This window comes from Paraburkholderia caffeinilytica (assembly GCF_046030355.1).
GTDB lineage: Bacteria > Pseudomonadota > Gammaproteobacteria > Burkholderiales > Burkholderiaceae > Paraburkholderia > Paraburkholderia caffeinilytica_B.
This window is the reverse complement of record NZ_JAQQCQ010000003.1, coordinates 450,569-476,623: the sequence shown is the minus strand read 5'-3', so window position 1 is coordinate 476,623 and position 26,055 is coordinate 450,569. Positions and strand designations below refer to the sequence as shown.

Below are 26,055 nucleotides of genomic sequence, written 5' to 3'. Positions count from 1 at the left end.
CTGTCTGCTCGTTCAACGGAACAGGACAGCGGCATGAACTCACGGTACATCGGATACCTGTTTTGCGCGCTGGCGATGATTGGGGTGGGTAGCACGGTTGTCGTCAGCAAATCGATCGCAAGCGGCTTGCCGCCCTTTAGCGCGACTGCATTGCGTTTTGCCATCGCGTTTCCCCTGTTTGTGCTGGTGATGCGCTGGCGTGGCGTGCGCTGGCCTCGTCTCGACCGGCACGATACGTTGCTTGTGATCGCGCAGGCGGGAGCGGGCAGCGTCGGTTATACGGTGTTGCTCATCAGCGGTATGAAGCTCGCCTCGGCCGCCGATGCAGGCGTGATTGCCGGCACCCTGCCGGCTGTGTCGGCGGTGGTCGCCATGCTCGCGCTGGGTGAGCGCCCCGCGCCCGCGTTGATCGGTGCAATTGTCCTCGCCACCTTCGGGGTGCTGGTGTGTACCGTGCGCATCGACGATTTCACCGCGCCGCATGCGGCCAGTTCGCTGGCGGGTAACGCTTTGGTATTCGCGGCGATTGTTTGCGAGGCGCTCTTTATCCTGCTCAATCGCAAGTTACGCACGCCGGTGCCCCCGCTGCCACTGTCGGCGCTGATGTGCGGCATCGGCTTCGCGGTGGCGCTCGTGCCGGCATGTTTCGAAAGACCGTGGAGTATGCCGTTCAATGCGAGCGCCCTGAACGGTGTGCTGTACTACGCGCTCGTGCCGACCGTGGCTGGGTTCGTTCTCTGGTATGCGGGCGCTGCGCGCATCAGCGGCGCGGAAGCCGGGCTCATGACCGCGCTCGTACCGGTGAGCGCGGTGGCGTTGGCCGCCGTCGTGTTGCGCGAGCCCGTGAGTGCAGCGCAACTTGCGGGTGTCGCGTGCGTGCTTGGCGCGGTGCTGCTCGCCACCTTCGGCCAGATGCGGACGGCGCGCAGTGCGGCGTGAAAGCGGCGGCCGAATCGCTATCAGGTATTGGCGACGGCCACCACACCCGGATTGCCCACGATCGACAGGAACTCGCGACGCGTCGACGGATCGGTGCGGAACGTGCCCAGCATGCGCGAGGTGACCATCGTGACGCCGGCCTTGTGCACCCCCCGAGTGGACATGCACTGGTGCGCGGCTTCGAGAATCACGCCGACGCCCGCCGGTTGCAGCACCTCGTTCAACGTGTCGGCGATTTGCACGGTCATCTTTTCCTGGATCTGCAGACGCTTGGCGAACGCATCCACGAGGCGCGCCAGCTTCGAAATGCCGACCACCCGATGTTCAGGCAGATAGGCAACGTGCGCCCGCCCGATGATCGGCACCATGTGATGTTCGCAATAGCTTTCGAAGCGGATATCTTTCAGCACGATCATTTCGTCGTAGCCGTCCACTTCCGAAAAGGTGCGGGCGAGGATCTCGCGCGGATCGATCTGATAACCCGCATAGAACTCCTCATAAGACCGCACCACGCGCGATGGCGTATCGATCAGGCCTTCGCGTTCGGGATTGTCGCCGGCCCAACGCAGCAGCACGCGTACCGCTGCTTCAGCTTCTTCGCGGCTGGGGCGGTCCACTGCGGCCGCGGGTTTGGTTTTCTTCGTTTTGCTGCTGGCCATCCGTCGCTCCTCTGGGATTGCGCGTCGACGCTCAACGGAGCGCGCGGGTTCAATGAGTGCGGCCATTGTTCCATGTTTTGCGTCGTGTCGCGTCGATGTCCCCTCTCGCGGTCGGGACGTGTGCTTACTTTGGCCACTCGTCCATGTCGTCGTTGAAGAGTTCGGCGACGACACCGCGCAGCCAGCTCGCCCGCGGATCGTTATGAAACTTGCGATGCCAGTGCTGCCGCAGATCGAAGCGCGGCAACGGCAGCGGCGGCTCGACCAGCGTGATCGACGCATGCTCCGACACATACGCGAAGCCGATTGCGTGCGGCACTGTCGCGATCAGATCGGTGCGCGCCAGGATGAACGGCAGACTCATGAAGTGCGGCGTTTCGAGTACGGCGCGGCGCTTGATGCGCTTCTTTTCCAGGTAATGTTCGAGGACTTCCTGGCTGCGTCCTTCGGCACGCACGACTGCGTGACCCGACGCCACGTACTGAGGCAGTGTGAGGGGCGCCTTCGCAAGGGGATGATCTGTGCGCATCAGGCAGATGAATCGATGGGTGAAGAGCCGTTGCTGGAAGAAGTTATTGCCCGACAGATCGGGGAAATAGCCCACGGCGAGATCGACATCGCCCGATTCGAGTCCCCGTTCCACGTGCGAGGGCGAGAGCGACACCGAGCGCAGATTCGCATGCGGCGCGCGTTCGGCGAAGAGCTGCAGGAGCCGCGGCAGGAAGACGATTTCGCCGACATCGGAGAGCGCGATGGAGAAGGTCCGGGTGCTGGTGGCCGGATCGAAGTCCTGCACTTCGAGCATGCCTTTTTCGATACGCAGAAGCGCATCGCGGGCCGCGGGGAGGATGGCGAGCGCGCGCGGCGTGGGCTCCATGCCTTTCGAGGTTCGAACGAAGAGCGGGTCGTCGAAGTATTCCCGCAGACGGCCTAGTGCGGTGCTGACGCGGGGTTGGCTGACGCCTAACTGCTCCGCTGCGCGGCTGACATTGCGGGTGTCTTCCATTGCTACCAGGTAGGGGATCAGGTTCAGATCCAGGTTTGGGTCGGGCATGGTGGGTCGGTTTGCCTGCGGCGCTTGGGGTTTGGGGGTTTTGTATTTCGTATCTGGATAGAGGGTAGTTTAATAATCCTGGTTTTGGATAGTGGGGGGGTCTTTGCCTGCGGCGCTTTCTTGTCTTTGTTTTTATTTTTATGGGGTTGGCATTTGCTTGGTGTGGGGGCTTATGGCGTTGGCCTTTCCTTGATTACTTATTGGTCTATTAGCGTCGCCCCTGTGCGGGGCGGGCACTTACTTCTCTTTGCCGCCGCAAAGAGAAGTAAGCAAGAGAAAGCGGCTCACACCGCTAATTCTTAAGTGGGTCCCCCACGCAGTTACGGTAGTGGTGCATCTGGAATCCGTGTCCTCGCGTATTCGGCGTCAGTGACAAGGCACTCATACTTCCGGCGGCGCTGCGCGCGCCGTGGCGGTAGTTCATCAAACCAGCCGCCGTTTTTGCGCTCAGCGGTAATTTAGAAGCCCGCCCCCGCATTCGGAACCCGGGTACTTCCGAACCCGCGGCATTTCAGAATGCCGCCTGCTGTTTTTGGCACCTACCTGCGCTTGCTGATGGCTAGGTTCAGCGTCAGTGACCTTTCGAAAAACACTCACCCAGCCGGCGCATCGCCAGGACGAAACCGGCACCCTCACCCAACGAAGCCAATGGTTCCGGATGCTCCCTTCCGGCGAGCACGCAGTGCAAGGCGGGAAGTATGACGGCCTTGTCACTGACGCCGAATGTGCGGGAGCACAGATTCCAGATGCACCACTACCGTGGCTGTGCGGGGGACCCGCTTATGCGCTAGCGGTTTGAGCCGCTTTCTCTTGCTTACTTCTCTTTGCGGCGGCAAAGAGAAGTAAGTGCCCGCCCCGCACAGGGGCGACGCTAATAGACCAATAAGAATTCAAGGAAAGGCCAAAGAAGCCAGCCCGAGGAAAGCCCAAAACCTCAGACGAACAGACAAACAAGCGCCGCACAGCAAAACAAAATCAAAAAACCCAACGCCGTAGGCAAACCCCCCGCCAATCAGGCACCGTAAAGGCAACCACTTCAATGGGCGACGCCCCCAGCCGGGCAGGCAAAAAACCTATGATTAGGTGGAACCCCCCACCTTGACAACCCGCCCAAAAGGCAACCATAATCGCCTCAATCGTTCGCTAATCGAATCCATGTTCACATAACGAACAAATGGAAGACGAACAAACCAGAAGACGCCAGCCCGCATCCTGATCCAGCGAGCCGCCGCCAGCACCGGCCCGGAGACCGTCTCGCACAAGCCCTAGCCTGCAAAAAGGCAGAAAGCCCAGCGGCACGCAGTGCCCAAAAGGAAATTCGACATGATCAACAAGATTTTCGAGTCACTTCAAGCGGCGGTCGCCGATGTCCACGACGGCGCGACTGTCATGATCGGTGGCTTCGGCACGGCCGGCATGCCGTCAGAGCTGATCGACGCGCTCATCGAACAGGGCGCGCGCGAACTCACCATCGTCAACAACAATGCCGGTAACGGCGACATCGGCCTCGCGGCGCTCCTCAAAGCCAAACGCGTGCGCAAGATCATCTGCTCGTTCCCGCGCCAAACCGATTCGTATGTGTTCGACGCGCTCTATCGCGCCGGCGAAATCGAACTCGAACTGGTGCCGCAAGGCAATCTCGCCGAACGCATTCGCGCAGCGGGCGCGGGCATCGGCGGGTTCTTCACGCCCACGGCTTACGGCACCAAGCTCGCCGAAGGCAAGGAAACCCGTCTGATCGACGGCAGGCACTACGTGCTGGAGTCGCCGCTGCATGCGGATTTCGCGCTGATCAAGGCATTCAAGGGCGACCGTTGGGGCAATCTGGTCTATCGCAAGACCGCGCGCAACTTCGGGCCGATCATGGCCAGCGCGGCGAAAACGGCCATCGTGCAGGTGTCGAAAGTGGTGCCGCTCGGTGAACTCGATCCGGAAAATATCGTCACGCCAGGCATCTTCGTGCAACGCGTCATCGAAGTGCCGCAAGCTGTGCATCAAGCCGAGCTTGCATCCGCGACCGCCGCCTGAGGAGACCGACATGAAAAAACTGACCCGCGATGAAATGGCCAAACGCGTTGCCCAGGATATCCCTGAAGGCGCTTATGTGAACCTTGGTATCGGCGTGCCCACGCTGGTGGCCAACCACCTCGCTGCCGATAAGGAAATCTTCCTGCACAGCGAAAACGGCCTGCTTGGCATGGGCCCGGCGCCCGCAAAGGGCGAGGAAGACGACGAATTGATCAACGCCGGCAAGCAGCACGTCACGCTGCTGACGGGTGGCGCCTATTTCCATCACGCAGATTCGTTCGCGATGATGCGCGGCGGCCATCTGGATTTCTGCGTGCTCGGCGCGTTCCAGGTGTCGGCGAAGGGCGATCTGGCGAACTGGCACACCGGCGCGCCCGACGCGATTCCGGCAGTCGGCGGCGCGATGGATCTGGCAATCGGCGCGAAGCAGGTCTACGTGATGATGGAGCATCTGACCAAGCAGGGCGAAAGCAAGATCGCGGCGGAATGCACGTACCCGGTTACGGGCGTCGGCTGCGTCGACCGCATCTATACGGACCTGGCGATGATCGACGTGACCGACAAGGGCCTCGTCGTACGTGAGATCTTCTCGGACATCGACTTCGATGCGCTGCACAAACTGACCGGCGTGCCGCTGATCGACGGCACGCAAGCGGCTCGCGCGGCCTGAAGGCGTAGCCGGACGCGGCCTCCGGCCCGCTGTCGCTGCGACGTTCGAAGCAGAATACGCGGCACCGCCGTGTGCGGTACGCTCTCGATAGATAGCGCCCGGGGGCACACCTCGCGGCGCGTTCACATCGCTTCAGCGAAACCTTCACTCTCGACTTCCTCATCGACGCCACCATGCTCGACTCCAGCGCCCGTCTGACCGGTCTTCTTTGCGGCACACAGCCGATGAACGACATCTGGGCGCCGCGCGCCACGCTGCAACGAATGCTCGATGTCGAAGCCGCGCTCGCGCGTGCATCGGCCGCACACAACGTGATTCCGCGCACCGCTGTGGCCGCGATCGAGGCGGCCTGCCAGGCCGATCAACTCGACGCCGACGCGCTTGCGCGCGACGCGGCGCTCGGCGGCAACCTCGCAATTCCCCTCGTCAAACAACTCACCGCACGCGTCAAAGTGGCGGATGCCGAAGCGTCGAAGTACGTCCATTGGGGCGCGACGAGCCAGGACATCATCGATACGGCGACGGTGCTGCAACTGCGCGACACCTTCGATCTACTCGACAGCGGCTTGCAAGCGACATGCGATGCAGTGGCGAAACTCGCCGCCACCCATCGCGCGACGCCGATGATCGGCCGCACGTGGTTGCAGCAGGCGCTGCCCATCACGCTCGGCCTGAAATTCGCGCAATGGCTCGACGCGTTGCTGCGTCATCGTGAACGGCTCGACGCGTTGCGCGCTCGCGTGCTGGTGCTGCAATTCGGTGGCGCGGCGGGCACGCTGGCGAGTCTGCGTGACGCGGCGCCGCAGGTGACGCAATCATTGGCGCAAGAACTCAAGCTCGCTGTGCCGACTTTGCCCTGGCACACGCAGCGCGATCGCATCGCTGAAACAGCGGCGCTGTTCGGCATGCTGATCGGCACCCTCGGCAAGATCGCGCGCGATATTTCGCTGCAGATGCAAACCGAAATCGATGAACTGGCCGAACCCGCTGCGGCGGGCAAGGGTGGTTCGTCCACGATGCCGCACAAGCGTAACCCGGTCGGCTGCGCGGCGGTGCTGACAGCCGCGACGCGCGCGCCGGGGCTGGTGGCCACGGTATTCGCCGGCATCGTGCAGGAACACGAGCGCGCGCTCGGCGGCTGGCAAGCCGAGTGGGACGCGCTGCCGGACCTCGCGCGTCTTGCGGGCGGCGCGCTTGCCAACATCGAGCAGATCGCCACGGGCCTTAACGTGAATGTTGCGCGCCTCGCGGCCAACCTCGAGGTCACACACGGATTGATTCTCGGCGAAGCGGTGATGCTGGCGCTCGGCGACAGCATCGGCCGGCTCGACGCGCATCATCTGGTCGAGCGCGCATCGAAGGCGGCAATCGCGGAGCGCAGGACGCTCTTCGACGTGCTCTCGGCAGACGCAGCCGTGACCGGCCATCTTTCGATCGAACGTCTGAAGCAACTGCTCGATCCCGCTCAATATGTCGGCCAGGCGCACGCTTATGTGGACGCCGCGCTGGCACTTCATCACACGCGCGCCAAGCGCGCCACTTCCAAGGAGTAACGGCATGCCCTACGCCGCAGTCAACGGTACCGAGCTGCACTATCGAATCGACGGTGACCGTCACGGCAATGCGCCGTGGATCGTGTTGTCGAATTCGCTCGGCAGCGATCTGTCGATGTGGACGCCGCAGGTCGCGGCGCTGTCCAGACACTTCCGCGTGCTGCGCTACGACACGCGCGGTCACGGTCACTCGGAAGCGCCGAAGGGTCCGTACACGATCGAGCAATTGACCGGCGACGTGCTCGGTCTGATGGATACGCTGAAGATCGCGCGCGCGAATTTCTGCGGTCTGTCGATGGGCGGCCTCACCGGCGTCGCGTTGGCCGCGCGTCATGCGAATCGTCTCGAACGCGTCGTGCTGTGCAATACGGCGGCGCGTATCGGTTCGCCGGAAGTGTGGGTGCCGCGCGCCGCGAAAGCCCGCACGGAGGGCATGCTCGCGCTGGCCGACGCGGTGTTGCCGCGCTGGTTCACGGCCGACTATATCGAACGTGAACCCGTGGTTCTGGCGATGATTCGCGACGTGTTCGTGCACACCGACAAGGAAGGCTACGCATCGAATTGCGATGCCATCGACGCCGCCGATCTGCGCCCCGAAGCTCCCGGCATCAAGGTGCCTGCGCTGGTGATCAGCGGTACGCACGATCTGGCCGCGACGCCGGCACAAGGCCGCGAACTGGCGCAAGCGATTCCGGGCGCGCGTTACGTGGAACTGGATTCCTCGCATATATCCAACATCGAGAAGGCCGAGGCTTTCACGAAGACCGTGCTCGACTTCCTGACGGAGCAGAAATGAACGATGAAGACCGCTACGAAGCCGGACTCGGTGTACGTCGCGCGGTGCTGGGCAGCGCCCACGTCGACCGGTCGCTCGCGAATCGTACGGAATTGACGGAGGAGTTCCAGAATCTGATCACCCGCTATGCGTGGGGCGAAATCTGGACGCGTGAAGGTTTGCCGCGTCATACGCGCAGCCTGCTGACTATCGCAATGATGGTTGCGCTCAACCGCAGCGAGGAACTCGCCTTGCACTTGCGCGCCGCGAAGAACAACGGCGTGACGCGCGAGCAGATCAAGGAAGTGCTGCTGCAAACCGCGATTTATTGTGGTGTGCCGGCAGCCAATTCGGCGTTCCACCTGGCGGATAAACTGTTCCGCGAAGACGACGCCGCAGCGGCAAATCCTTAACGACGTTGTGAACGTTCTACACGCGATGCGAAGCCTGAAGCGTATGCCGGACGAACCGCGCTTCAGGCAATCCTGCTCTCATTCATTGCAGCCGTTTCCGCCGGCAACTGCAAACACACCGCACGCAACACCGTATCCTTGATGACCTCACGCCAATGCGCGAGCGCGGTTTTATCCATCAGCGATTCACCGAGAAACGCGCCTAGCGTGTACTGGTTGGCATTATAAAAATAACCGAGCGACGCGATCATCAGGTACACATCACGCGCTTTGACGTCGGTACGAAAGACGTTTTGCGCGTTGCCCGCATCCAGTAACTTCTGCACGACCGAAATCGCATAGCCCGAAATCTCCTTCAGCTTCGACGATTTCTTCGCGTGCTTGCCCTGATGCAGATTTTCGCTCGACAGCAGGGTGACGAACTCGGGGTGATCGAGGTAGTACTGCCAGACGAACTCGACCATCTGCTCGAGGCCATGCACGGGATCGTCCAGATCGAGATCGAGCTTGCTTTCGGCCTCGTTGAACTGCGTGTAGATCGTTTCCAGGACTTCGACAAACAACTGTTCCTTGCTGCCGAAATAGTAGTAAATCATCCGGTCGTGCGAACGCGCGGCCTTCGAAATACTTTCAACCCGGCCGCTTGCATAGCCTTGCTTTGCAAAGACCTTGATTGCTGCTTTGAGAATCTTGGCGCGCGTGTCTTGCGCCTGCTTCGCTCGGATGCCGATAGCGCCCGGCTTGCGGGCGGCAGTGGGACTCATGGCGGTCTCGGATCTCTTTGTTAGCGTCAGGTGGAACGGCATGCGCCGTAGCCGCTTGGTGCGCACAAGGTATGGCGCGCCTTCATCATACCGCCCCTATCGCGCGTTAAGAAATGCCCTGCAAGGTCATAGGCTTCGGCGTAGATTGAAGCGTGATTCCTGCGGTGTTGCCGCGCCGCAGCATTCAGGTCGGGGCCGGGAAACTCGTTGCACAGTCTATTTTGATCGAGTAGATTTCAAACAAGTTTGGTGTAGTGGATGCTACACGAACGGTGAGTGACCGCAACATGGAAAAATGCGGATCACACGAAAGTCCCTTTAAACAGGGACTATTTGTCAGCCGGGCAGGACCGATTGTAATGTCGTCGTATGGAAACCCCACCATGACAGAACATACGAAGGTCGATTTCGGTGCGGAGCGCGTCGACGGCGAAACCGCCTCGACGCCGGGTCCGACCGTGCTCGAGAAAGCGGCGCCACGCAGCGAGCGAATGGCGTCGAACAAGATCGAATGCAATGCGTGTCCGGTGTTGTGCCAGATTTCGGAAGGCCGCACCGGCGCGTGCGATCGTTATGCGAATGCGGACGGGCGGTTGATTCGCGTCGACCCCGTGGTGTTTCTTTCGCGCAGCGCGGATTCGCCTGAAGCGATCACCCACCGTGCGGATACAACGGTCGAATTTGGTGCATCGTCCGAGGTGCACGATCCCGCGGCGGAACAGGCGCTGTTCGTCACCGGCGTTGGCGCATCGTCTACCTATCCCGACTACAAGCCCGCGCCTTTCATCGTTTCTTCGAAGCTCGACGACGTCGACATGGTCACTGTCGTCACCGAAGGCATTTTCAGCTATTGCAGTTTCAAGGTGAAGATCGATACCGACCGCTTTCTCGGACCGGAGCAATCGAACGTGCGTTGCCATGGCGAGATCGTCGGCCATGTGACCACGGCGGAGTACGGCTCGCAGATGCTGAGCCTCGGCGGCGTTCACCATCTGACGGGCGGGAGCAAGAAAGAAGGCCGCGTGACGTGCGACATGATGCTCGCGCTCGGCAATAAGGAGGCGGTGGAGTTGACCATCGACGGCGGTGCGAGTCTGGTGATTCGCGCGGGCGCGGCGCCGATTGTCGACGGTGTGGAGGAGCAGCGCATGCGGGTGGGTTGTGGGTCGGCCACCATCGGCATTTTTGCGAAACAATGGTTCGGTCATGTCGACGAAGTGGTGGTGGTCGACGATCACATTACGGGCGTGCTGACCGAGCACCAGGCGGGCCGCTGCCTTGGCATGACGCGCTCGGGTCTGAAGATTCGCGGACGCAAATCGACACCGGGCCGCTATTTTCAGGTCGCGAATCCGGGTACCGGTTGGGGTGGCACCGACATTCATGATCCGCTGGCGATAGTCGAAGGCTTCGATCCGGTGGTAGCGAAACCGGGTATGCGCTTGCTGATGGTGTCGACCACCGGCGAGCACGCGCAGTGGTATGAGCTTGATCACGACCTCGTGCCGCGTATCTCAGCCATGCCGGATGCCGTGCGCCGCACGGTCGAACGGATCGGCGCGAACTGCGAGCCCTCGCTTGCTACCGTGCTGTTTCTCGGCGGCGCGGGCGGCAGTCTGCGAGCGGGCGCAACGGAGAACCCGGTCCTGCTGACGCGCGCGATCAAACAGAGGCTGGTGAACGTAACATGTGGGGGCGCGCCCGCCTATGTGTGGCCGGGTGGCGGCATCACCGTGATGGTCGATGTCTCGCGCATGCCCGACCGATCGTTTGGCACGGTGCCGACGCCCGCGATCGTCGCGCCGATCGAATTCACCATGACGTACGATGCATATCGCGATCTCGGCGGCCATCTCGACGCGGTGCGTTCACTGGAAAGCGTGCTGGCGAATGGGCCGGAGCATACGGAAGGGGCGCCGCTCGCGCGCAGAACGCTCGCACGTCATCCCGACAATCCGTGGCCGCCGGCTATGCCGCCAATGCCAGGCTAACGGCGACGCCACCACCGATATCACCATCGACACGACGCGAACGCACACGACGCACACCATGAACGCTACCCGAACCCAGCTCGACGCGGCCCGCTGGCATTGGCAGCATGGCCCAATCGATCTGATCCTCAGTGCGGACGGCGCACCCTCGGCGGTGCAGGCCGCTTACGAGACCTGTTGGGCGCGTTTTGTGGATGTGTTGCCTGAGTTGGTCAGCGAGTTGAAGCTGCTTCGACAGCCTGTGCCGGGCGATGCGGCGTATGGCGATTGCGCATTGAAAGGCGCCGTAGCGCGCCGCATGTGGCGCGCCTGTCATCCGCACCGTGCGCGCTATATCACGCCGATGGCGGCCGTTGCAGGCAGTGTCGCGGACGAATTGATCACGGCGTTCGCACGCGAAGGCATCTCGCGCGCTTTCATCAACAACGGTGGCGACATCGCACTCTATTTGACCGAAGGGCAGCAGTACCGCGTGGGCGTGTTCGCCGATCTGGCGGCATTCTCTTATGCGAGTCTGTCGGGCGATCTGCCTTTGGACGCAAACCTGACACTCGACGCCGCTGCGCCGATTCGCGGCGTCGCGACTAGCGGCTGGCGGGGGCGCAGCTTCAGCCTGGGAATCGCCGATAGCGTGACCGTACTCGCCCGCAACGCTGCTACTGCCGATGCCGCCGCGACGATGATCGCCAACGCCGTCGATCTGGAGCATGCGGACATCGTGCGCAGGCCGGCCTCCTCGTTGAAGGACGATAGCGATCTCGGTGACCTGCTCGTGACTGTCGACGTGCCGCCCTTGCCGCAACCGTTGATTGATTTCGCGCTGGCACGCGGTATCGACGCCGCGCAGCGCTTGCACGCCCAAGGTTTGATCGAAGGCGCCGCGCTGTTCCTGCAAGGGCGGGCGCGTGTGGCCGGCGGTACTTATCAGAACGGCATGCTGTTCGCACAGCGCGCCCAGATAACAACGGAGGCTCCGTGTTCGAAATACGCCGCGTGCTGACGCACGTCGAAGACATTTTCCACGAATTCGGTCCCGCGCCCGCGCAGCCGCTCAGGCGCGGCGCCATTGCCGCAGTGATGACGAATCCGTTCGCCGGCCACTACGAAGCCAGAATCGAACACGCCATGGAAGCGCTCAAGCCGATCGGCTTCGACATGGCGCAACGGCTGCTGGCGGCAATGGCCGTGCCGCACGCGGCGATTGAAAGCTATGGTAAGGGCGCAATCGTCGGCTCGCGCGGCGAACTCGAACATGGTGCGTTGTGGCATGTCCCGGGCGGCTATGCGATGCGCGAACTGCTGGAGAAAAACGGCGTGCCGACCAACGCGATCGTGCCGTCGACGAAGAAAGTCGGCGCGCCTTCCACCGCACTCGATGTGCCGCTGACGCATGTCAACGCGAGCTACGTGCGCAGCCATTTCGACGCGATCGAAGTGCGCGTGCCCGGCGCCCCCGCCGCGGACGAACTGGTGTATATCCTCGTCATGAGCACGGGCCAGCGCGTGCATGCGCGCGTCGGCGGGCTCGCGAAAGAGGCGATTGTGGGCAAGGACGGCTTGCGCTGAGCGGTGCCTGATCCACGCAACGCAGAAACACGCATCGAAATCCGGAGATCGAAATGGCAATCAAGCTTCGCAAGCTGGTCGTGCAGGTCGATGAAACACGCATTGAAATGGGCCAGGCCGTCGAGCCGCCGGCACGCCGTGCAGTCGCGATTGCGGTGATCGATAATCCCTACGCGGGCCGCTACGCGGCCACGCTGGACGCGCTGATCGAAGCCGGTGAGGAACTGGGCGCCTTGCTCGGCAACAAGTGTGTGGAAGCACTGGGCATCAAGCCGGGCGACGCGCAAAGCTACGGCAAGGCGGCGATCGTCGGCGAAGCGGGCGAACTCGAGCATGCGGCGGCGATTCTGCACCCCAAGCTCGGTGCCCCGCTGCGGGTAGCGGTCGAAAAAGGCGCGGCGCTGGTGCCTTCGGCGAAAAAAATGGGTACGCTCGGTACCGCGATCGACGTGCCGCTGGGGCACAAGGACGCCGCGTTCGTGCGCAGTCATTTCGACGCGATCGAGGCGCGCGTGTCGGACGCACCGCGCGCGAATGAAATCGTCGTGGCGGTCGCGGTGACGGCTTCGGGCCGCCCGCTGCCGCGCATCGGTGGCTTGCAGGTGAGTGAGATCAAGGGTGAAGACGGTTTGCGCTGAGTTATTTTAAGGGTCGCGATGCTTTCGAATTTGCTGGTACAGCTGGTCAACGGGCTCGCCGACGCGTCGACGCTGTTTCTCGTCGCCGCCGGTTTGTCGTTGATCTTCGGCGTGACGCGCATCGTCAACTTCGCGCACGGCTCGTTCTATATGTTCGGCATTTACGTCGCATATAGCATCGCGAGCCGTTTCGGCCACACGACGGGTGGATTCTGGCTGTCGGTTCTGGCGGCCGCGCTGGTGGTCGCGGTGCTCGGCGCGCTGGTCGAAATGATCGTCTTACGGCGCATCTACCAGGCGCCTGAGTTGTTTCACTTGCTGGCCACGTTCGCGCTGGTGCTGATCTTTCGCGACGCCGCATTGTGGCTATGGGGCCCGGAAGACCTGTTCGGACCGCGCGCGCCGCATCTGGCAGGCGCGGTCGATTTTCTCGGCCATCCGCTGCCCACCTACGATATCGCGCTGATCGTGATCGGGCCGGTGGTCTTGCTGCTGCTCTGGTATGCGTTGACGCGTACGCGGTGGGGCACGCTGGTGCGCGCCGCGACGCAGGATCGCGAGATGCTCGGCGCGCTCGGCATCAATCAGGCGTGGCTGTTCACCGGGGTGTTTTTTGTCGGCGCGTTTCTCGCCGGGTTGGGCGGTGCGCTGCAAGGGCCGCGCATGTCAGCGAATCTGTCGCTGGATCTGGAGACCATCGGCAATGCGTTCGTGGTCGTCGTGGTTGGCGGCATGGGGTCGATTCCGGGCGCATTCGTCGCGGCGCTGCTGATCGCCGAGATCAAGGCGCTGTGCATCGGCATCGGCCATGTGTCGGTGTTCGGTATCGATCTGTCGTTGAGCCGCTTTACGCTCGTTGCAGAATTCGTCGTGATGGCCGTGGTGCTGGTGGTGCGGCCTTGGGGCTTGCTGGGGAAGGCGAGCGCCGCAGTGCGCGGCATGGCCGCGCCTGAAGCGCCATTAAGGCCGGCGGGCAAGCGCCTGAAGTGGCTGGCGGCAATTTCGCTGTTGGTGCTGGTGCTCGCGCCGCTTGCAGCCAATGCGTTTCCCTATATGCCCGTGCTGCTGGTTGAAATCCTGATTGCCGTGTTGTTCGCGACGAGTCTGCATTTCATCATGGGTCCCGGCGGCATGCACTCGTTCGGCCACGCCGCGTATTTCGGCCTGGGCGCATACGGCGCCGCGCTGTTTCTTAAAGTCCTCGATCTGCCGATGGAAGCCGCGCTGCTGCTCGGCCCCTTGCTCGCGGTAGCGGGCGCGCTCGTGTTCGGCTGGTTTTGCGTGCGTCTCTCCGGCGTCTATCTGGCGATGCTGACGCTCGCGTTTGCGCAGATCGTCTGGTCGGTCGTGTTCCAGTGGGATGACGTGACGGGTGGCAGTAACGGCATTCTCGGCTTGTGGCCGTCGAACGCGTTGTCGTCGCCGGTGGCTTTTTACTATTTGACGCTCGCCTGCGCGGTGATTGGCGTGTGGCTGTTGCGCAAGATGCTGTTCTCGCCGCTTGGCTATGCGATGCGGGCGTCGCGCGATTCGGTGCTGCGCGCCGAGGCAATCGGCATCGACGTGAAACGCGTGCAGTGGGCAGCGTTCGTCGTCGCATCGCTGTTTTGCGGGCTGGCCGGATCGCTTTACGCCTTCTCCAAAGGGACGATTTCACCGGAGGTGATCAGCGTCAGCCGTTCAGTGGATGGCCTCGTGATGGTGCTGCTCGGCGGTTTGCAGACGCTGACCGGCCCGATCGTCGGCGCTGCTGTGTTCACGTGGCTGCAGGACACGGTCGCGCGCCAAACCGATTATTGGCAGGCGTTGCTGGGTTTCACGATCCTGCTGCTGGTGATCGCGTTTCCGCAGGGCATCGTCGGTTTCATTCGCGAGCGTTTTGGCGACGATACGGCAGATAAGCCGGACGAGCGTGCGCCATCGCCCTCGCAGGGTACGGCGATCAAGGAGGGGCTATGAGCTTGCTGCGCGTGTCCGGCCTCTCCAAATCGTTCGGCGGCCTGAAAGCGGTCGACGACGTTTCCTTCGACCTCGAAGCCGGTCAGCTATTGGCCCTGCTGGGTCCGAATGGCGCGGGCAAGTCGACCTGTTTCAACATGGTCAACGGGCAACTGCAGCCGTCGTCCGGTTCGATTCGGCTCGACGGTCATGAACTGGTCGGCATGCGTCCACGCGATATCTGGCGTCTGGGCGTCGGCCGCACGTTTCAGATTGCCGCGACCTTTAATTCGATGACCGTGCTCGAAAACGTGCAGATGGCGCTGGTGTCGCGTGAACGAAAGACCTTCGGTCTGTGGAAACCCGCAGGCTCGCGTTACGCCGATGAAGCCATGGCGCTGCTCGAACAGGTCGGCATGGGCGCCGACGCGAACCGCGCCTGTGGCGTGCTCGCCTATGGCGACGTCAAACGCGTCGAACTCGCGATCGCATTGGCGAACCGCCCGAGGCTGCTGCTGATGGACGAGCCCACTGCCGGTATGGCGCCCAAAGAGCGCAACGAACTGATGGCGTTGACCCGGCGTCTCGTCACCGAACACAAAATCGGCGTGCTCTTTACCGAGCACAGCATGGACGTTGTATTCGCGTACGCCGATCGCATGATCGTGCTCGCGCGCGGCAAGCTGATCGCGCAAGGAGACGCCGAAACGATCCGCAACGACGCACGCGTACAGGAAGTCTATTTCGGCACCGGCAAGACCTTCCAGCCCCACGCACCGCTGCATGAAGCGGCTGGTGGCCATTCTGGGCAAGGAGCGCTGCAATGAGCGAGCCGATGCTGAAGGTCGCCGGTCTCAATGCGTTCTACGGGCGCGCGCACATTCTGTTTGATGTCGGTCTCGAAGTCGGCCGAGGCGAAGTGGTTGCGCTAATGGGCCGCAACGGCGCCGGCAAATCGACGACGATGAAAGCGGTGATGGGTCTGCTGCCGCGCCGTCAGGGAGAGGTACGTTTTCGCGGGCAAAACATCACGGCGTTGCCGCCGTATCGGATCGCACGCATGGGCATGGGTTTCGTCCCTGAAGACCGCCGCGTGTTTTCCGATCTGACCGTGATGGAGAACCTTGATACAGGCCGTCAGCCGCCACGCGAAGGCGCGCCTGAGTGGACGCCGGAAAAGCTGTTCCGCCTGTTTCCCAATCTTGGTGAAATGCCAAAACGCCCCGGCGGCCAGATGAGCGGCGGCGAGCAGCAGATGCTTACCGTCTCGCGCACGCTGATGGGCAATCCGTATCTGGTGCTGCTCGACGAACCGTCCGAGGGCGTCGCGCCCGTGATCGTCGAACAGATGGCGAACATGATTCTCGAACTCAAGCGCGAAGGGCTGTCGATTCTGTTGTCCGAACAGAACCTGCATTTCGCCGAGCTGGTTAGCGACCGCGCGTACGTCCTCGAAAAAGGACAGATCCGCTTCAGCGGCACGATCGGCGAACTCGCAAAGAACGAAACGGTCAGGCGCGCTTATCTGAGCGTGTGATTCCATTGGCACACGAGGCGTGCAGGGTACGCATGCATGCTGTGCCGGGCAGTCGGTGCGAAAGGAGAAGCAGATGGCAGCAGAGACGTTGACAGGCTTGTCGGGCAAAGTCGCGGTAACGAACATCGGTCTGCTGCTATCCGGCGATATCGACCAGCCGATTCTCGACGCGAACACGCTGGTGATCGACGACGGCGTGATCGTCGCGATCGGCCGCGAGAAAGATTGCGATCTCGAAGGCGCGCGGACCACCGTCGACTGTAAGGGCACCACGGTCGCTCCAGGCCTGATCGATTCGCACGTGCATCCGGTGTTCGGTGACTGGACGCCGCGCCAGAACCAGATGGGCTGGATCGAATCGAATCTGAACGGCGGCGTGACGACGATGATCTCCGCCGGCGAAGTGCATTTACCTGGCCGTCCGAAAGACGTAGTCGGCGTTAAGGCGCTTGCCATAACGGCTCAACGCTCGTTCGAAGGGATGCGCGGCGCGGGTGTCGGCGGTGGCGTGAAAGTCATGGCGGGCGCGCCGGTGATCGAGAAGGGCATGGTCGAGGAAGACTTCAAGGAACTCTCGGAAGCGGGCGTCAAGCTGCTCGGCGAAGTGGGCCTGGGTAGCGTGAAGGGCGGCGAGGAAGCGGCGCAGATGGTCGCGTGGGCGCGCAAGTACGGCATTCAAAGCACGATTCACACGGGCGGTCCGTCGATTCCCGGCTCGGGTCTGATCGATCGGGACGTGGTGCTTGCCGCCGACGCGGACGTGATCGGCCACATCAACGGCGGGCATACGTCGCTTTCTTATCGGCACGTCTGCGATCTGTGCGAGCAATCGAGCCGCGCGCTGGAGATCGTTCACAACGGCAACGAACGGATCGCCTTGCTCACCGCCCGTCATGCGATCGAGCTGAAGTGTCCGCATCGGATCATTCTCGGCACCGATAGTCCGGCGGGCTCCGGCGTGCAGCCGCTCGGTATTCTACGGATGATCGCACTGATCTCCAGCCTCGCCGACATCCCGGCGGAAATTGCCTTCTGCTTCGCGACCGGCAATACCGCGCGGCAACGCAATCTGCGGCAAGGACTGATCGAAGTGGGCCGTCCCGCCGATCTCGTCTTCATGGACCGCGCGCAGCACACGGCCGCCGATACGCTGCTGGAAAGCGTGCAGCTCGGCGATATTCCCGGCGTCGGCATGGTGATGATCGACGGGTTGATCCGCTGCCGGCGCAGCCGCAATACGCCGCCGGCGACCGAAGTGCCGGTGGTGCTTTGAACACGCGCCGCCCGGCGTGGCCGGCATCGTCATGAACCGCCCGGCGCTTCTTACGCTGAATGTCAACGGCGCGACGCATCTCGTCAGCGCCGCTGTCGACACGCCGCTGCTTTATCTGCTGCGTAACGACCTCGCATTGAACGGCCCGAAATTCGGTTGCGGACTTGGCGAATGCGGCACGTGTACGGTCCTGCTCGACGGCATGCCGACACGTTCGTGCGTGACGACCGCGAAGGTTGCTTCGGGGCGTGAAATCACCACGCTCGAAGGACTGGGCACGCGCAACGCACTGCATCCGGTCCAGCAGGCCTTTATCGAAGAACAGGCCGCGCAGTGCGGCTATTGCCTGAACGGCATGATCATGACCGCCAAAGCTTTGCTCGATCGCGATCCGAATCCGAGCGTCGAGACGATCCGGCGGGAGCTGTCGCGCAATCTCTGCCGGTGCGGCACGCATGTCGAGATCGTGCGCGCGGTGCAACGCGCAGCAGAATTGCTCGCTGCGCAAACTGCCGTGCGTGAGGGAGTGCGCGCATGACGGGGCCCGATTTCAGCGTCGATCGGCGCGCCGCCCCGCCGTCACGGCGACAGCTCTATGACGCGCAAAGTGTGCTCATCATCACGCGGCCGCCGCAAGCACCCGTGAAGCCTGCGATCGGCCAGCCCGGGTCGCGTTCGTCGTTCGTGCCGACTGAAGCGGACATGTTTCTCGTGGTGCGCGACGACGGCAGCGTGGTGGCGTTCAACGGTCACGTCGATCTCGGTACTGGCATCGGCACCGCGCTTGCGCAGATCGTCGCGGAGGAGCTGGATGTGCCGTTGACGCGCGTGTCGGTCGTACTCGGCCACACCAGCGAAGCGCCGAATCAAGGTCCGACGATTGCAAGCGCGACGATCCAGATATCGGCCGTGCCATTACGGCACGCAGCGGCGCAAGCGCGGCAATTTCTGCTGGCGCAAGCGGCGACGCGGTTGAACGTCAGCGCGGCGCGACTCGACGTGCGAGACGGTGTGGTTTTCGCGCGTGACGGCGGGACGGAAAAGAGCATTGGGTATGGCGAATTGATCACCGGGCGCCGCATCGAATTGAGCCTTTCCGACGATGCGCCCTTGAAGTCGCCGGACGCGTACAAGGTCGTCGGCAAAAGCACGCCGCGTGTCGATATTCCGGCGAAGGCAACAGGTGAATTGAGTTTCGTGCATGACGTGCGTGTGCCGGGCATGCTGCACGGTCGCGTTGTCCGCCCACCGTATGCCGGTGTCGCGCAGGGCGACTTCATGGGCAATAGTTTGCTGCATGTCGATGAAGCGTCGGTCAGTGATTTGCCCGGCATCGTCAAGGTCGTGGTGATCCGCGATTTTGTCGGTATCGTGGCTGAGCGTGAAGAGGTCGCGCAGCAGGCGGTGAAGCGCTTGCATGTGCAGTGGAAAGCCGTGGAGGGTTTGCCTCCGCTCGAAACCAGTGAAGAAGTGGAAGCCGCGCTAAGGGCGAATCCGGCCAAACGGCGCGATCTGTTGATCGAGGGCGATATCGACGCAGCTCTCTTGCAAGACGCTGCCCGAACCCTGAAACGCACCTACGTATGGCCGTTTCAGATGCATGCGTCGATTGGACCGTCATGTGCTGTAGCCGATTACCGGGACGCGAAGCTGAAAGTCTGGTCGGGCACGCAGAATCCCCATTCGTTGCGTGCCGATCTCGCCTTGCTGATGGCGCTGGACGAAGCGCACATCGAGATCGTGCGCATGGATGCGGCGGGTTGCTATGGCCGCAATTGTGCGGACGATGTCGCCGCCGACGCAGCCCTGCTGTCGCGTGCAACCGGCAGTCCGGTGCGCGTGCAACTATCGCGCGAAGACGAGCATGCATGGGAGCCCAAAGGGGCCGCGCAATTGATGGACGTGCGTGGCGCGCTAGGTGCGGAAGGCGAGCTCGCGGCGTACGACTTCGCGACGCGTTATCCATCGAACGACGCCCCCACGTTGGCCCTGCTGCTCACCGGCACTATCTCCGCGCAGCCCCAGGTATTCGAAATGGGCGACCGCACGTCCGTGCCGCCGTACGATTACCGGACCATGCGCATTGTCTGCGACGACACGCCGCCGATCGTGCGCGCGTCGTGGCTGCGGGGCGTCTCCGCATTGCCGAACACCTTCGCGCATGAATCTTTTATCGACGAACTCGCGGCCGAAGCGGGCGTTGATCCGGTCGAGTTCCGGTTGAAGCATCTGACCGATCCGCGCGCGATCGATCTCGTCAAGGCCGTGGCCGGGAAAGCGGGTTGGCAGCCTCGTAACATCGCGTTGAAAGAGGATCAGGAGGCGGGCGATGTTCTGCGGGGCCGGGGTTTCGCTTACGCCCGCTACGTGCACAGCAAATTCCCGGGTTTCGGCGCCGCGTGGTCCGCGTGGGTCGCCGACGTCGAAGTCAATCGCAAGAGTGGCGAGCTCGCCGTGACGCGTGTGGTGGTCGGCCAGGACACTGGCACCATGGTGAATCCTGACGGCGTTCGTCATCAGATACACGGCAACGTGATTCAGGCGACCAGCCGGGCACTGAAAGAACGCGTGACGTTTGGCGATAACGCGGTCACGAGTCAGGAATGGGGCGCGTATCCGATTCTGACGTTCCGCGAAGTGCCGGTGATCGAGGTCGTGATGATGCCGCGCCACGGCGAGCCCCCGATGGGCACGGGCGAATCGGCGTCGCTGCCTGGCGCCGCGGCGATCGCCAACGCGCTGTACGACGCGACAGGTGTGCGTTTTCGCAGGCCGCCGTTCACACCGGAGACGATTCGCGCCGCGCTCGCCGATGCGCAGGCGGAAGAAGCGGCGGCGCGTAAAAAGAAGCGCTGGCGGCTCGGCTTTTTCGGCACGATCGCTGCGGGCGCGGCCGGCTGGCTAGGTGCGTTGACTTTGGCGCCGCATGCCATTGCACCGATCGCACCGCCGCTTGCTAACGCGTTTGCGCCGGAACTGGTGGCGCGCGGCAAACTGCTGGCGTCGCTGGGCAATTGCGCGGTTTGCCATACCGCGCACAACGGCGTGCCGAATGCGGGCGGCAAAGCGCTCGATACGCCATTCGGCACGGTCTACAGCACCAACATCACGCCCGACGGACAAACGGGTATCGGCACATGGTCGCTCGATGCTTTCGTGCGGGCGATGCGGCAAGGCATCAGCCGCGATGGACATCGCCTGTATCCCGTGTTCCCCTACACGTCGTTCAGGAATACATCCGACGACGATCTGAAAGCGCTCTACGCGTACCTGATGGCGCAGACCCCGGTGCGTTCCAGGCCGCCGGAAACGAAGCTGGCCTATCCGTTCAGCGTGCGTCCGTTGATGGCCGCATGGAACGGGCTCTTCCTCGGACGCAATACGTTTACCGCTAGCGCGATGCAAAGCGCGCAATGGAATCGCGGCGCGTACCTCGTGAATAGCCTCGGCCATTGCAGCGCATGTCATACCCCGCGCAATGCGTTCGGCGCCGAGAAAACCGGCGCGGCATTCATGGGCGGCGGCCTGGCGGAAGGGTGGGAAGCGCCCGCGCTGTCGACGCTTTCCAACGCGCCCGCGCCCTGGAGCGAAGACGAACTGTTCAGCTATCTGCGCTACGGTCATGCGCCGTTGCATGGCGTCGCGGCCGGGCCGATGGCGCCGGTCGTCAGCGATCTGGCGGCGCTGCCTGACAGCGACATTCGCGCGATGGCCACGTATCTGGCGTCTTTGAATCCCCTGGAGCCGAACGCGGATCCGGCGGCGACGGCGCGTCAATACGAACAGGCCAGCACGATGACGGGTACGGCGGCCGGCCTCGGCGCGCGTCTCTTCGACGGCGCATGTGCGGCCTGTCATCACACCGGCGAGGGGCCGCAATTGTTCGGCGCGCATCCGTCGCTGGCGCTTAACACGAATCTGCACAGCACGACGCCCGATAATCTGATTCGCGTGGTTCTCGAGGGTATCGGCTCGCCTGCGCGCCCCGAACTCGGTACGATGCCGGCTTACCGCGACAGTTTCAACGACGCCCAGGTTGCCGAACTCGTGTCATACCTGCGTCAGCAATTCGCCGGCGGCAAGCCGGCATGGCAGGACGTCACGGCGAGCGTTGCAAGAATTCGCGCAACGCCGCGGGCAGAGTGAAGCCGCCGCAGGCATGGCGGCACGGTTCGCCGCAGCACTTGCAACACGCGCAACACTCGCAGCATTTAGAGCGCAACCCGAGCAGCACGAGTTGCAACACGGCTGGCTCGCCGACAGAATCGCGATAGGCTTCAACGCTTGATAAAAACGACCGCATTCCCGCAATCCTTTTGATAACGGAGAAACGCATGACCACGCGCGCAGGATGGATCTCTCGCCTCACAGTTTCAACGGTTCTATCGCTCGCGGCCTTTGGCGCGAGTGCACAGCAGACCATCAAGATCGGTGAGATCAACAGCTACAAGGCGCAGCCCGCCTTTCTCGGGCCTTACAAGAACGGCTGGAATCTCGCGCTCGAACAGGTGAATGCGGCGGGTGGCGTACTCGGCAAACAGCTTGAAGTGGTGTCGCGCGACGACAACGGCAATCCGGGCGACACCATCCGCGTGGCGCAGGAACTGATTGCACGCGAGCAGGTGCAATTGCTGTTCGGCGGGTTCCTGTCGAACACGGGTCTTGCATTGACCGACTTCGCGAAGCAGAAGAAGATTTTCTTCCTCGCGGCCGAGCCCTTGACCGACAAGATCGTTTGGGCCGACGGCAATAAATATACGTACCGTCTGCGTCCTTCGACGTATATGCAGGTGGCGATGCTGGTGCCGGAGGCGGTGAAGCTGAAGAAGAAGCGTTGGGCGCTCGTCTATCCGAACTACGAGTACGGGCAGTCGGCGGTGGCGACATTCAAGAAGCTGATGACGGCGGCGCAACCGGACGTGGAGTTTGTCGCCGAACAGGCGACGCCGCTCGGCAATGTCGATGCAGGCGCGGTCTCGCAGGCGATCGCCGACGCCAAGCCGGATGCGATTTTCAACGTGCTGTTCGGCGCCGATCTCGGCAAATTTGTGCGAGAGGGCAATACGCGCGGCTTGTTCAAGGACCGCAGCGTGGTGTCGTTGCTGACGGGGGAGCCGGACTATCTCGATCCGTTGGGTGCGGAGGCGCCGACGGGCTGGATCGTCACCGGCTACCCGTGGTATTCGATCGATACGGCGGCGAACAAGAAGTTCGTGGATGCGTATCAGGCAAAGTATCACGACTATCCGCGGCTTGGGTCGGTGGTGGGGTATTCGGCGTTGATGTCGATCGCGGCCGGGATCAGGAAGGCCGGGTCTACGGATTCCGATAAGCTCGCCGCCGCGTTCAAGGGGCTAGGAGTGGACACGCCGTTTGGGCCGATCACGTATCGTGCGCAGGACAATCAGTCGACCATGGGGGCTTTTGTGGGTGTCACCGGTCTCAAGGACGGCAAGGGCGTCATGACTTCGTATCGTTACCTCGATGGCGCGAGCGTGCAGCCGTCGGATGCCGAGGTTAAGAAGTTGCGGCCGGCTGAATAAGGATTTCTTCCCTGCGGCGCTTTTTTGTCTGTATGCCTGCGGCGGTCAATGCCGCAGGCATACAAAAATGGTGGAGAGTACTGAAAACGAGGCTACTCCTCCGCATCATGCTCGATTACAAACCGCCTCAAATAAGCCAGCACGGCGGCTTCAATAGCCCGATGGTCGGCTGTACTCTTCGACCCTGAATTTTCTTCATCGCCAAACAAGGTGGAGGGCGCATTGTGCACGTCCACTTCCTGGCCTTCGCGAAACACGCGAATCTCGTGAACGTCTTCGGCGTATTCGGCGACCCAATGCACGCCTTCGATATGCGCGCCTGCGCGAACGGTAGCTATCTTCATGGAAGTCTCCCGTCGGGTCGGACCACGGCGCCAACCCTTGCTATCACCATACGCCGTCCCGTTGCGAGGCGCGAGCCTTGTTGAGCAGTTTCCTGACGTTTCGCCGCGCTGCCATGAGTTTCCCGGAAGTTTTTGTCACCCCAGTGGCAATATCTCTGCATACGCCTGCGCCGCGCAGAAAAGCGCCAGGCTTCCAACCAGGCCGTGCTCAAGCCACATCCGCATCTGCAGCCGCGAAGAACACCCCCGGCACAGCCGTTGCTGCATGTACAACGCCAACAGCTAACCGGAGGACTGTCATGCCCGAGCAGAAAACCATCAAGCGTGCCCAAGCCGATAAGCGTGCCGGCAAGGCATCGAGCACCCAGGCTGGCGAATTCGTCAAGGAGCAGGTCGATAAGGTGCGCGCCGGCAAGCACGGCGTCAGGTCGGCCAAGCAGGCGATTGCGATCGGCCTGTCGGAAGCGCGCCGCGCAGGCGTCGCCGTGAAGTCACCCAGGAAGGGCGCGACGAACGGGGTAACTCGCAAGAAAGCGGAGAAGGACAATGCCGCGGGCCAGCACAAGAGCACGGCAAAGAAGAGTACGAGCAGCGAGTCGACGGCTAAGCGCTCGCGTGCGGCAACTCAGGCATTGAAGCGTGAAAGCAGCGCGGGAGCGTCGCACAAGGCGTTGTCGAAGCAGACGAAGTCGGCAGCGGCCAAGCGTCCGGCCGCCAGCCGTTCGGCAGCAGCGAAGAAGGCCGCAGCGACCAAGGGCGCGTCAGGCCGCTCGGCGGCAGCCAAAAAAGCCGCACACACGAGGGCTTCGCGCGCGCATCACTGATATGGCGCTAAGAGGGTGAGGTGAGCGAAGGGGCACTTTTCACATGCGTCGCACGGACGCTAGTGCTTGTGAGGGCGTGCCGCAGGCGATTGAATCACGGCCCGCGCACTTCACACGCCGCGCGCGAAGCCGGCGCTACCGTTCCCCTTGATCCGGTGGTAATACGGCGCGCGCCACTCACGCGCGCCGCATCTCTCGGTCTTACTGCACCGTCGCCAGCACATCGCCCACCGTCTTGAAGATGTGCGCGATCTGCTCTTCATCGATGATGAGCGGCGGCGAGAACGCGAGGATATCGCCGGTAAAGCGCACCAGCACGCCCGCTTCGAAGCACTTCACGAACGCTTCGTAAGCACGCGCGCCCGGCGCGCCGTCGCGCGGCTCGAGTTCGACGCCCGCGATCATGCCGAGGTTGCGAACGTCCTTCACGTGCTTCGCACCGCGCAGCGAGTGAGCGGCGGCTTCGAACTTCGGCGCCATCGTCGCCGCGCGCTCGAACAGGCCCTCGCGGCGATACAGGTCGAGTGTCGCAACGGCGGCGGCTGCCGCAGCCGGGTGAGCCGAGTACGTGTAGCCGTGGAACAGCTCGATCGCGCCCTGTGCGCCGGCGTTGACGATCGTGTCGTGGACCGTGCGGCTCGCGGCCACTGCGCCCATCGGGATCGCGGCGTTGTTGATCGCCTTGGCCATGGTGATCAGGTCCGGCGTCACGCCGAAGTATTCACTCGCCGTCGCCTTGCCGACGCGGCCGAAAGCGGTAATCACTTCGTCGAAAATCAGCAGGATGCCGTGCTTGGTGCAGATCTCGCGCAGCTTCTGCAGATAGCCTTGCGGCGGAATCAGCACGCCCGTCGAGCCGGCCACCGGTTCGACGATCACGGCGGCGATCGTCGATGCATCGTGCAGCGTGACGATGCGTTCGAGTTCGTCGGCGAGATGCGCGCCCCAGGCCGGCTGCCCCTTCGAAAACGCGTTGTGTTCGAGGTTATGCGTGTGCGGCAGATGGTCGACCGCCGGCAGCAGCGCGCCGGAAAACGTCTTGCGGTTCGGCGCGATGCCGCCGACCGAAATGCCGCCGAAGCCCACGCCGTGATAGCCGCGCTCGCGGCCGATCAGACGCGTGCGCTGGCCTTCGCCACGCGAACGGTGATACGCCAGCGCGATTTTCAGGGCGGTGTCGACCGATTCCGAGCCGGAGTTCGTGAAGAAGATGCGGTCGAGGCCGTCCGGCATCAGTTCGGCGACCTTGGTGGCCGCTTCGAATGCCAACGGGTGGCCCATCTGGAAGGTCGGCGCGAAGTCGAGCGTGGACAATTGCTGGGTGATCGCGGCGACGATTTCGTCGCGGCCGTGGCCGGCGTTCACACACCAGAGACCCGCGCAGCCGTCGAGCACTTCACGCCCGTCCGTGGTGCGGTAGTACATACCCTTGGCCGATTCCAGCAGGCGCGGCGCAGCCTTGAACTGGCGGTTGGCGGTAAAGGGCATCCAGAAAGACGACAGGTCGTCGATGACGGGGCGCGAAGTCATGGTTTTCTCCTCGAAG

At 62.8% G+C, this 26,055-nt stretch carries 23 protein-coding genes; 18 read left to right on the top strand and 5 right to left on the bottom strand.

The features are described from left to right. The first annotated feature begins 33 nt into the window (after positions 1 to 33). Entirely contained in the window at positions 34 to 939 is a 906-nt protein-coding gene (locus PQQ95_RS06860; RefSeq protein WP_408436055.1) for a DMT family transporter, read from the top strand. Positions 940 to 959: 20 nt separating this feature from the next. On the opposite strand, the gene folE is transcribed toward PQQ95_RS06860, so the two are convergent. Both folE and PQQ95_RS06850 read right to left on the bottom strand, forming a co-directional pair. Next, a complete protein-coding gene (gene folE, locus PQQ95_RS06855; RefSeq protein WP_408436053.1) occupies positions 960 to 1,598 on the bottom strand; it encodes a GTP cyclohydrolase I FolE in 639 nt (212 codons plus the stop codon). A gap of 124 nt (positions 1,599 to 1,722) precedes the next feature. Beyond that, the gene (locus PQQ95_RS06850; RefSeq protein WP_408436051.1) at positions 1,723 to 2,652 is read right to left on the bottom strand and encodes a LysR family transcriptional regulator; all 930 of its coding nucleotides are present in this window, start codon (positions 2,650 to 2,652) and stop codon (positions 1,723 to 1,725) included. Between the two features lie 1,323 nt (positions 2,653 to 3,975). Here PQQ95_RS06850 and PQQ95_RS06845 point away from each other — a divergent pair. From PQQ95_RS06845 to pcaC, 5 genes are all read left to right on the top strand, one after another. Further along, on the top strand, positions 3,976 to 4,680 hold the full coding sequence (locus tag PQQ95_RS06845) for a 3-oxoacid CoA-transferase subunit A (protein ID WP_408436049.1): 705 nt from the start codon (positions 3,976 to 3,978) through the stop codon (positions 4,678 to 4,680). A gap of 10 nt (positions 4,681 to 4,690) precedes the next feature. After that, a complete protein-coding gene (locus PQQ95_RS06840; protein WP_408436047.1) occupies positions 4,691 to 5,350 on the top strand; it encodes a 3-oxoacid CoA-transferase subunit B in 660 nt (219 codons plus the stop codon). A gap of 173 nt (positions 5,351 to 5,523) precedes the next feature. Then, a complete protein-coding gene (locus tag PQQ95_RS06835) occupies positions 5,524 to 6,903 on the top strand; it encodes a 3-carboxy-cis,cis-muconate cycloisomerase (RefSeq protein WP_408436045.1) in 1,380 nt (459 codons plus the stop codon). A 4-nt stretch (positions 6,904 to 6,907) separates the two neighbouring features. Next, positions 6,908 to 7,699, top strand: a complete 792-nt coding sequence (gene pcaD, locus PQQ95_RS06830) for a 3-oxoadipate enol-lactonase (RefSeq protein ID WP_408436043.1) — start codon at positions 6,908 to 6,910, stop codon at positions 7,697 to 7,699. After that, positions 7,696 to 8,091 carry a 4-carboxymuconolactone decarboxylase gene (gene pcaC / locus PQQ95_RS06825; protein ID WP_408436041.1) on the top strand — a complete coding sequence of 132 codons (396 nt, stop codon included), beginning with the start codon at positions 7,696 to 7,698 and terminating at the stop codon, positions 8,089 to 8,091. Before pcaD ends, pcaC begins: the two co-directional genes overlap by 4 nt. Before the next feature lie 62 nt (positions 8,092 to 8,153). Here the strand turns inward: pcaC and PQQ95_RS06820 are convergent, their stop codons facing one another. Continuing rightward, positions 8,154 to 8,855 (bottom strand): TetR family transcriptional regulator, encoded by a 702-nt coding sequence (locus tag PQQ95_RS06820; RefSeq protein WP_408436039.1) that lies wholly within the window; start codon positions 8,853 to 8,855, stop codon positions 8,154 to 8,156. A 383-nt stretch (positions 8,856 to 9,238) separates the two neighbouring features. Here PQQ95_RS06820 and PQQ95_RS06815 point away from each other — a divergent pair, with 383 nt between their 5' ends. The 11 genes from PQQ95_RS06815 (at position 9,239) to PQQ95_RS06765 (ending at position 23,341) form a co-directional block, all read left to right on the top strand. After that, a complete protein-coding gene (locus PQQ95_RS06815) occupies positions 9,239 to 10,846 on the top strand; it encodes a 6-hydroxynicotinate reductase (RefSeq protein WP_408436037.1) in 1,608 nt (535 codons plus the stop codon). Positions 10,847 to 10,904: 58 nt separating this feature from the next. Then, a complete protein-coding gene (locus PQQ95_RS06810) occupies positions 10,905 to 11,846 on the top strand; it encodes a UPF0280 family protein (protein ID WP_408436035.1) in 942 nt (313 codons plus the stop codon). Next, positions 11,822 to 12,412 (top strand): amino acid synthesis family protein, encoded by a 591-nt coding sequence (locus tag PQQ95_RS06805; protein ID WP_408436033.1) that lies wholly within the window; start codon positions 11,822 to 11,824, stop codon positions 12,410 to 12,412. Before PQQ95_RS06810 ends, PQQ95_RS06805 begins: the two co-directional genes overlap by 25 nt. A gap of 53 nt (positions 12,413 to 12,465) precedes the next feature. Next, positions 12,466 to 13,050, top strand: coding sequence for an amino acid synthesis family protein (locus tag PQQ95_RS06800; protein ID WP_408436031.1), 585 nt, complete (start codon positions 12,466 to 12,468; stop codon positions 13,048 to 13,050). Between the two features lie 18 nt (positions 13,051 to 13,068). Further along, positions 13,069 to 15,009 carry an ABC transporter permease gene (locus PQQ95_RS06795; protein ID WP_408436029.1) on the top strand — a complete coding sequence of 647 codons (1,941 nt, stop codon included), beginning with the start codon at positions 13,069 to 13,071 and terminating at the stop codon, positions 15,007 to 15,009. Continuing rightward, complete coding sequence (locus PQQ95_RS06790; protein WP_408436027.1) at positions 15,006 to 15,815, top strand: ABC transporter ATP-binding protein; 810 nt, start codon at positions 15,006 to 15,008, stop codon at positions 15,813 to 15,815. Before PQQ95_RS06795 ends, PQQ95_RS06790 begins: the two co-directional genes overlap by 4 nt. Further along, positions 15,812 to 16,525, top strand: a complete 714-nt coding sequence (locus tag PQQ95_RS06785; protein WP_408436025.1) for an ABC transporter ATP-binding protein — start codon at positions 15,812 to 15,814, stop codon at positions 16,523 to 16,525. Before PQQ95_RS06790 ends, PQQ95_RS06785 begins: the two co-directional genes overlap by 4 nt. A gap of 73 nt (positions 16,526 to 16,598) precedes the next feature. Next, positions 16,599 to 17,798, top strand: a complete 1,200-nt coding sequence (locus PQQ95_RS06780) for an amidohydrolase family protein (RefSeq protein ID WP_408436023.1) — start codon at positions 16,599 to 16,601, stop codon at positions 17,796 to 17,798. 31 nt (positions 17,799 to 17,829) lie between these two features. After that, positions 17,830 to 18,336, top strand: a complete 507-nt coding sequence (locus PQQ95_RS06775; RefSeq protein WP_408436021.1) for a (2Fe-2S)-binding protein — start codon at positions 17,830 to 17,832, stop codon at positions 18,334 to 18,336. Continuing rightward, the gene (locus tag PQQ95_RS06770) at positions 18,333 to 21,944 is read left to right on the top strand and encodes a molybdopterin cofactor-binding domain-containing protein (protein ID WP_408436019.1); all 3,612 of its coding nucleotides are present in this window, start codon (positions 18,333 to 18,335) and stop codon (positions 21,942 to 21,944) included. The genes PQQ95_RS06775 and PQQ95_RS06770 overlap by 4 nt, the downstream gene beginning before the upstream one ends. 188 nt (positions 21,945 to 22,132) lie before the next feature. Continuing rightward, entirely contained in the window at positions 22,133 to 23,341 is a 1,209-nt protein-coding gene (locus PQQ95_RS06765) for an ABC transporter substrate-binding protein (protein ID WP_408436017.1), read from the top strand. A 92-nt stretch (positions 23,342 to 23,433) separates the two neighbouring features. Here PQQ95_RS06765 and PQQ95_RS06760 read toward each other — a convergent pair whose 3' ends face one another. Next, positions 23,434 to 23,685, bottom strand: coding sequence for a hypothetical protein (locus tag PQQ95_RS06760; protein ID WP_408436015.1), 252 nt, complete (start codon positions 23,683 to 23,685; stop codon positions 23,434 to 23,436). A gap of 299 nt (positions 23,686 to 23,984) precedes the next feature. Here PQQ95_RS06760 and PQQ95_RS06755 point away from each other — a divergent pair, with 299 nt between their 5' ends. Further along, complete coding sequence (locus PQQ95_RS06755) at positions 23,985 to 24,509, top strand: DUF6496 domain-containing protein (RefSeq protein WP_408436013.1); 525 nt, start codon at positions 23,985 to 23,987, stop codon at positions 24,507 to 24,509. 201 nt (positions 24,510 to 24,710) lie between these two features. Here PQQ95_RS06755 and aptA read toward each other — a convergent pair whose 3' ends face one another. After that, positions 24,711 to 26,039: an omega-aminotransferase AptA gene (gene aptA / locus PQQ95_RS06750; protein WP_408436011.1), complete on the bottom strand. Its 1,329-nt coding sequence runs from the start codon at positions 26,037 to 26,039 to the stop codon at positions 24,711 to 24,713. Between the last annotated feature and the right edge of the window lie 16 nt (positions 26,040 to 26,055).

What these genes read in the sequence shown, in the direction of transcription:
- PQQ95_RS06815 (WP_408436037.1), top strand. Translation starts at nt 9,239, where the DNA reads ATGACAGAACATACGAAGGTCGATTTCGGTGCGGAGCGCGTCGACGGC.
- PQQ95_RS06840 (WP_408436047.1), top strand. Translation starts at nt 4,691, where the DNA reads ATGAAAAAACTGACCCGCGATGAAATGGCCAAACGCGTTGCCCAGGAT.
- pcaD (WP_408436043.1), top strand. Translation starts at nt 6,908, where the DNA reads ATGCCCTACGCCGCAGTCAACGGTACCGAGCTGCACTATCGAATCGAC.
- PQQ95_RS06860 (WP_408436055.1), top strand. Translation starts at nt 34, where the DNA reads ATGAACTCACGGTACATCGGATACCTGTTTTGCGCGCTGGCGATGATT.
- PQQ95_RS06785 (WP_408436025.1), top strand. Translation starts at nt 15,812, where the DNA reads ATGAGCGAGCCGATGCTGAAGGTCGCCGGTCTCAATGCGTTCTACGGG.
- pcaC (WP_408436041.1), top strand. Translation starts at nt 7,696, where the DNA reads ATGAACGATGAAGACCGCTACGAAGCCGGACTCGGTGTACGTCGCGCG.
- PQQ95_RS06810 (WP_408436035.1), top strand. Translation starts at nt 10,905, where the DNA reads ATGAACGCTACCCGAACCCAGCTCGACGCGGCCCGCTGGCATTGGCAG.
- folE (WP_408436053.1), bottom strand. Translation starts at nt 1,598, where the DNA reads ATGGCCAGCAGCAAAACGAAGAAAACCAAACCCGCGGCCGCAGTGGAC.
- PQQ95_RS06790 (WP_408436027.1), top strand. Translation starts at nt 15,006, where the DNA reads ATGAGCTTGCTGCGCGTGTCCGGCCTCTCCAAATCGTTCGGCGGCCTG.
- PQQ95_RS06770 (WP_408436019.1), top strand. Translation starts at nt 18,333, where the DNA reads ATGACGGGGCCCGATTTCAGCGTCGATCGGCGCGCCGCCCCGCCGTCA.
- PQQ95_RS06850 (WP_408436051.1), bottom strand. Translation starts at nt 2,652, where the DNA reads ATGCCCGACCCAAACCTGGATCTGAACCTGATCCCCTACCTGGTAGCA.
- PQQ95_RS06765 (WP_408436017.1), top strand. Translation starts at nt 22,133, where the DNA reads ATGACCACGCGCGCAGGATGGATCTCTCGCCTCACAGTTTCAACGGTT.
- PQQ95_RS06795 (WP_408436029.1), top strand. Translation starts at nt 13,069, where the DNA reads ATGCTTTCGAATTTGCTGGTACAGCTGGTCAACGGGCTCGCCGACGCG.
- PQQ95_RS06800 (WP_408436031.1), top strand. Translation starts at nt 12,466, where the DNA reads ATGGCAATCAAGCTTCGCAAGCTGGTCGTGCAGGTCGATGAAACACGC.
- PQQ95_RS06755 (WP_408436013.1), top strand. Translation starts at nt 23,985, where the DNA reads ATGCCCGAGCAGAAAACCATCAAGCGTGCCCAAGCCGATAAGCGTGCC.
- aptA (WP_408436011.1), bottom strand. Translation starts at nt 26,039, where the DNA reads ATGACTTCGCGCCCCGTCATCGACGACCTGTCGTCTTTCTGGATGCCC.
- PQQ95_RS06820 (WP_408436039.1), bottom strand. Translation starts at nt 8,855, where the DNA reads ATGAGTCCCACTGCCGCCCGCAAGCCGGGCGCTATCGGCATCCGAGCG.
- PQQ95_RS06780 (WP_408436023.1), top strand. Translation starts at nt 16,599, where the DNA reads ATGGCAGCAGAGACGTTGACAGGCTTGTCGGGCAAAGTCGCGGTAACG.
- PQQ95_RS06845 (WP_408436049.1), top strand. Translation starts at nt 3,976, where the DNA reads ATGATCAACAAGATTTTCGAGTCACTTCAAGCGGCGGTCGCCGATGTC.
- PQQ95_RS06760 (WP_408436015.1), bottom strand. Translation starts at nt 23,685, where the DNA reads ATGAAGATAGCTACCGTTCGCGCAGGCGCGCATATCGAAGGCGTGCAT.
- PQQ95_RS06835 (WP_408436045.1), top strand. Translation starts at nt 5,524, where the DNA reads ATGCTCGACTCCAGCGCCCGTCTGACCGGTCTTCTTTGCGGCACACAG.
- PQQ95_RS06775 (WP_408436021.1), top strand. Translation starts at nt 17,830, where the DNA reads ATGAACCGCCCGGCGCTTCTTACGCTGAATGTCAACGGCGCGACGCAT.